General features: G+C 73.4%; 4 protein-coding genes and 1 pseudogene. 4 read left to right on the top strand and 1 reads right to left on the bottom strand.

What is annotated here, in order from left to right; translation table 11 throughout:
* The 4 genes and pseudogenes from AB0G02_RS27615 to AB0G02_RS27630 all read left to right on the top strand — a co-directional run.
* Positions 1–266, top strand: a pseudogene (locus AB0G02_RS27615) (RNA polymerase subunit sigma-24); the annotation flags it as partial.
* Between the two features lie 339 nt (positions 267–605).
* On the top strand, positions 606–1211 hold the full coding sequence (locus tag AB0G02_RS27620) for a TetR/AcrR family transcriptional regulator (protein WP_360799228.1): 606 nt from the start codon (positions 606–608) through the stop codon (positions 1209–1211).
* 1 nt (position 1212) lies between these two features.
* Positions 1213–1764, top strand: coding sequence for a carboxymuconolactone decarboxylase family protein (locus AB0G02_RS27625; protein ID WP_360799220.1), 552 nt, complete (start codon positions 1213–1215; stop codon positions 1762–1764).
* Positions 1765–2069: 305 nt separating this feature from the next.
* Positions 2070–3725, top strand: a complete 1656-nt coding sequence (locus tag AB0G02_RS27630; RefSeq protein WP_360799223.1) for an FAD-dependent monooxygenase — start codon at positions 2070–2072, stop codon at positions 3723–3725.
* Positions 3726–3829: 104 nt separating this feature from the next.
* On the opposite strand, the gene AB0G02_RS27635 is transcribed toward AB0G02_RS27630, so the two are convergent.
* Positions 3830–5188, bottom strand: a complete 1359-nt coding sequence (locus tag AB0G02_RS27635; protein WP_360799226.1) for a cellulase family glycosylhydrolase — start codon at positions 5186–5188, stop codon at positions 3830–3832.
* Positions 5189–5218: the final 30 nt, after the last annotated feature.

Here is a 5218-nt window from a genome sequence, read left to right on the forward strand (position 1 = left end):
GGGACGCGCGCCGGATCGCGGAGGGCGTGCGCGTCCTGCAGTCGGCGCTGGCCGAGGAGCGCCCCGGCCGCTACCAGGTCGAGGCCGCCATCGCCGCCCTGCACGACGACGCGCCGAGCGCCGCGGAGACCGACTGGCCGCAGATCCTGGCCTGGTACGACGACCTGGTCGCGCTCACCGACGACCCGGTGCGCCAGGACCCCGCCGCCGTGCTGGGGCGCGCGGTCGCGGTCGGCCACGTGCTCGGCCCGGCCGCGGGGCACGCGGGGCGGGTGGAGCGGGCGGGTGCGGTGTTCCGGGTGGGCCCCCAGCTCACCCTCGCCTCGGCCGCGCGGGAGGCGGGCGCGGTGCACTCGATGATGTTCCTCCACCCCGGCCGCCCGCCGGCGCGGCGTACGCGCAGGCCGCCCGGCTGGCCGCGGACGTCGCCGAGCACCGGCACCTGGTCCGCCAGGCCGCCCGTGCGCGGGCCGGCGAGCCGCGCTGACCGGTCCGGGCGCGGCCACCACCGGAGCGCCGCGGCGCGGGAGACCGAAGCGGGTCGTTGCGGGCCGTTCACGCGTGCGGCTATGTTGGAACGATCATTCCAAGATAGCGAGGCGGACATGCCGGACGTGAAGCACTTCGACCCCGAGGTGGTGCTCGACTCGGTGGAGGAGCTCTTCTGGCGGCGGGGCGTGTCGACGACCGGGGTGCAGGACATCGTGACGGCGACCGGCGTCAACAGGTCGAGCCTGTACGCGACGTTCGGCGGCAAGCGGGAGCTGTACGTCGCGGCGCTGCGCCGCTACGCCGACCGCCGTTCCGGCCCGGTCCTGCGCCTGCTGGCCGAGGACGGGCGCGGGCTGCCGGCGATCGCGGAGTTCTTCCGCGGGTTGATCGAGGCCCGTTGTTCCGGTGCGCACGCCCGCTGGGGCTGCATGGTCACCAACGCCCACGCGGGCGCGGAGAACGACGACCCGGACGTCCGACCGGTCCTGCACGAACACCACGACCGGTTGCGGGGGGCGATGTGCGCGGCGCTGGAACGCGCGCGTGCCGCCGGCGACCTGCGGCCCGGTGTCGTGCTCGCGACGTCGGCCGACGTGCTCGCCACGCTCGCCTACGGGGTCAACCTGCGCTCCCGCGCGGGCGCGACCCCGGAAGCGCTCGGGGAGACCGTCACGGCCGTCCTCGCCTCGCTGGCGACCCGACCCGAGGAGATCCGCTGACATGGTGCAGTTCACCGTTCACGACGAGACCAACGCACCCGAGGACGCACGCCCCCACCTGGAGGCCGGCAAGGGCCGCCTGGGTTTCGTCAGCTCCCTCAACGGCGTGATGGCGGAGTCCCCGGAGCTGCTGGCGGGCTACAACGCGCTGGCCGAGCAGTTCGGCAAGTCCTCGTTGCCCGCCAAGGCCAAGCACGTCGTGTGGATCACCACCAGCGTCCTGAACGGCTGCGAGTACTGCGTGGCGGCGCACTCCACGCTCGCGCTCAAGATGGGCGTGGACGCGGAGGTCGTGGAGGCCCTGCGGGCCAACAAGCCGGTCGGTGACGACTCCCTGGAGGCCGTCCGCAGGCTCACCGAACTGGTGGTCACGGACCGGGGTTGGGTGGAGGAGCAGGAGATCGAGGCGTTCCTGGCCGCCGGCCACACCCGCCGCCAGGTGCTGGACGTGATCCTCGGCGTGGGCATGAAGACGTTGTCGAACTACACCAACCACATCGCGCACACCCCGCTCGACCCGGCGTGGCAGGACCAGGAGTGGACGCGCGCGTGAGCCCGCCCCGGCCCGGCACGCCGGGCCCCCCCCAGGAGGTGCCGGACTCCCGATGCGGTGAGTCCGGCACCTCCTCGCGGACACGGACGGCGATCGTCGACCGCGCCCGTCACCTGTCCGGGGCGCGTGCCGCGTCCGGGTGACGGCACCGCGCGTGCCCCGTCGTCCCCCTTCCCGAGGTTTCAACGGTGCGCCTGACCGCACCGGGTGAACGGTCGTTCCGATGGCGGCACCGGCGTTGCAGCCGGTCGGTCGCGGGCCGATGCTGGGTCACCCGGCCAACGCACCGATGGGAGCCCTCGACCATGGCGGAGACGACCACGCCCGTCCTCGTCGTCGGCGGCGGCCTGTGCGGCCTGTCGGCGGCGATCTTCCTGGCGTGGCAGGGGGTTCCGGTGACGCTGGTGGAGCGCCACGCGGACACGTCGGCCGACCCGAAGGCGCGGGTGGTCAACCCCCGCACGATGGAGCTCTACCGGGCCGTGGGCCTGGAGGCGGCGATCCGGTCGGTCCGGTCGGGGATCGAGGGGCACACCGTGGTCGCGCACGCGCCGACTCTCGCCGCGCCCGAGCGCGTCCGGGTGCCCACCGTGCTCACCGAGGACGTCGGCGCCCTGTCCCCGTGCGAGTGGGCCGCCATCGACCAGGACCAGCTCGAACCGATCCTGCGCGACCACGCCTCGGACATCGGCGTGGACCTGCGGTTCGGCACCGAGCTGCGGGCGCTGCGCGACACCGGCGACCTGGTGGTCGCCGTGCTGCACGACCGCGCGACCAACCGGGACCACGAGGTGTGCGCGCGGCACGTGGTGGCCGCCGACGGCTGCCACAGCCCGGTGCGGGCGATGCTCGGCATCCCGCACGACGGTCCCGGCGCGCTGGCCCGGTTGATCAGCGTGCACTTCCGCGCCGACCTCACCGGTCCGCTGGCCGGGCGCAGGATCATCGCCGCGATCCTGCACAACGAGACCGTGCGCGGCACCCTGATCCCGCTGGACCGCGACCGGCACTGGCGGTTCTCGATCGCCATCGGTCCCGACGAGGACCCCGCGGCCTACCCCGAGCGGCGGTGCCTGGAGCTGGTGCGGGCCGCGCTGGGTGTGGACGTGCCCGTCGAGGTGATCCGGGTGCCCGACGCTCCCTGGGAGATCTCGGCGCACGTCACGCGGGCCGCGCGGGTCGGACGGGTGTTCGTGGCGGGCGACGCGGCGCACGTCATGCCGCCCATCGGGGCCTTCGGCGCGAGCACGGGCGTGCAGGACGCGTTCAACCTGGCGTGGAAGCTCGCCCTGGTCCACCGCGGCGTGGCCGGCGAGGCGCTGCTGGACACCTACGAGGACGAACGCCTCCCCGTGGCGCGGCGGACCACCCGGGAGGCCGTGCTGCGCTACGAGGTCGGCCAGGGCCGTCGCCGGACCGGTGCGGGCGAGGCACCGGACGCGCAGCGGAACATGATGTTCGGCTACGCCTACGGCCGGGGCGCTTTCGTCGGGGAGCCCGACGCGGGGGTGCCCGACGCCCTCCCGGGCGAGTGCGTGGTGGAGGACCCGGCGCGACCCTCGGGCAGGCCGGGCAGCCGGGCGCCGCACGTGGTCCTGCGCCGCGACGGGGTGACGCTGTCCACTGTGGACCTGCTCGGCCGCGGCTTCCGGTTGCTCACCGGTCACGCCGCGTCGGGGTGGGAGGAAGCGGCGGACGCGGTGGCCGGGCGGGTCGGGCTCGACCTGGCGTGCCACCGGATCGGCGGTCGGCTGCACGACGTGGAGGGCGTGTTCCCGGTCCGCTACGGCGTCGGCCGGGACGGCGCGGTGCTCGTGCGGCCGGACGGGATGGTCGCGTGGCGGACGCGGGACGCGGTGGCGGACCCGACGGCGGTCCTGGCCGACGTGGTGGACCGGGTGCTGTGCCGGCCGGCCAGGCGGCAGCACGTGCCGGTGGGTGCGGCGGAAGCCGCGGGCTGAGGCCCGGGAGGTGCCTCACCGGGGGCGGCCGGCCGATCAGCCGACCACCCCCGGTTCCGCTCAGGCGTCGGACAGGCCGCGGTCGGCCGTCCGCGGTCCTGCGGTCAGGAAGCGGTGCACGAGGCCGTCGGGGCGGTGTTCGTCGTGCGCGACGACCCGGTGAACCCGAAGGCGGTGCTCGCACCGGCCGCCAGGACGCCGTTGTAGCTCGCGTTGCGCGCCGTCACGGCCGAGCCGTTGCTGGTGACGGTGGCGTTCCAGGCGTTGGTGACGGTCTGCCCGTCGGTGAACGTCCAGGTGACCGTCCAGCCCTTGATCGCCTTGTCGCCCGCGGTGACCTTGACCTCGCCCTGGAAACCGCCCTGCCACTGGCCGGTGACCCGGTACGCGGCGGTGCAGGCGAGTCCACCACCAGGCGTGGTGGTCGTGGTCGTTGTCGTCGTGGTGGTTGTAGTGGTCGTGGTGGTGGTGGTGGTCGTCGTGGTGCCGCTGCCGAAGATGCCCGCTTCCCTGGCGGTGGCCTTGATCCCGTTGGCGCCGTTGAAGATGCGCTGGCCCCACGTGGTGAGCCGGGCGGGGTCGAAGTCGGTGGCCATGTCCAGGATCGGGTCGGAGTTGCCGCTCCACGACCACGCCAGGTAGCCCAGGCCCCGCGCCTGCGCCTCCTTCAGGATCGTCTCGTGGTCGACCTCGCCGGAGGCGAACTGCCAGCCGAACTCACCGATCACCAGCGGCCAGCCGTTGGCCTGGAACCGGTTCAGGTAGTCGGTGATGCTGGAGGCGGTGTTGAACACCGAGTACATGTGGATCGACAGCACGGTGTTGCGCTGGGTGTCGGCGTCGAGGACCTTCTGCGCGTTGTCCCGCATGACGTACTGCCAGTCCTGGCCCCAGTTCGGCGCGTCGACCATGAGCAGGTGCTGGAAGCCGTTGGCGCGCAGCTTCTTGACCGCGTTGACCGTCGCGTCGGTCCACTGGGCGGCGTTGGTGTTGCCGATCGGCTCGTTGCCGATGTTGATGACGACGTAGTCCTCCTGGCCGACCAGGGCGCTCTTCTGGCTGATCCAGTAGTTCGCGGCCTCGTCGAGCGAGGCGGCGGCGGCCTCCTCGCCGTAACCGGTGGTGTCGTGCACCTCCAGCACGCAGATCATCCGGTTGCGCTTGCAGAGGTCGATCACGGCGGGCACGTCCGTCGACGGCCCCCACCGCTTGCCGCTGCCCAGCACCACGCGCACGGTGTTGGCGCCCAACGCCTTGACGTCCGCGAACGAACTCGTCCGGCCGGTGTACCAGACGTGCGGGTGGTTGACCCCGCGCATGACGAACGGCTGCCCGTTGGCCTCCACGATCCTGGTGCCGCTGACGTGCAGGCCCACGGCGGCCTGCGCCTGCGACAGGGCGGTCAGCCCCAGGCCCGCGGCGACGAGCGACGCCGCGGCCAGCATGGCGATTCGCCTTCTCATACCCATCCGACACCTCGTTGAGTCGACGTG

This window comes from Actinosynnema sp. NPDC023658 (assembly GCF_040639995.1).
Taxonomy (GTDB): Bacteria; Actinomycetota; Actinomycetes; order Mycobacteriales; family Pseudonocardiaceae; genus Actinosynnema.

Coding starts and splice junctions, on each gene's coding strand:
- AB0G02_RS27620 (WP_360799228.1), top strand. CDS start 606: ATGCCGGACGTGAAGCACTTCGACCCCGAGGTGGTGCTCGACTCGGTG.
- AB0G02_RS27625 (WP_360799220.1), top strand. CDS start 1,213: ATGGTGCAGTTCACCGTTCACGACGAGACCAACGCACCCGAGGACGCA.
- AB0G02_RS27630 (WP_360799223.1), top strand. CDS start 2,070: ATGGCGGAGACGACCACGCCCGTCCTCGTCGTCGGCGGCGGCCTGTGC.
- AB0G02_RS27635 (WP_360799226.1), bottom strand. CDS start 5,188: ATGAGAAGGCGAATCGCCATGCTGGCCGCGGCGTCGCTCGTCGCCGCG.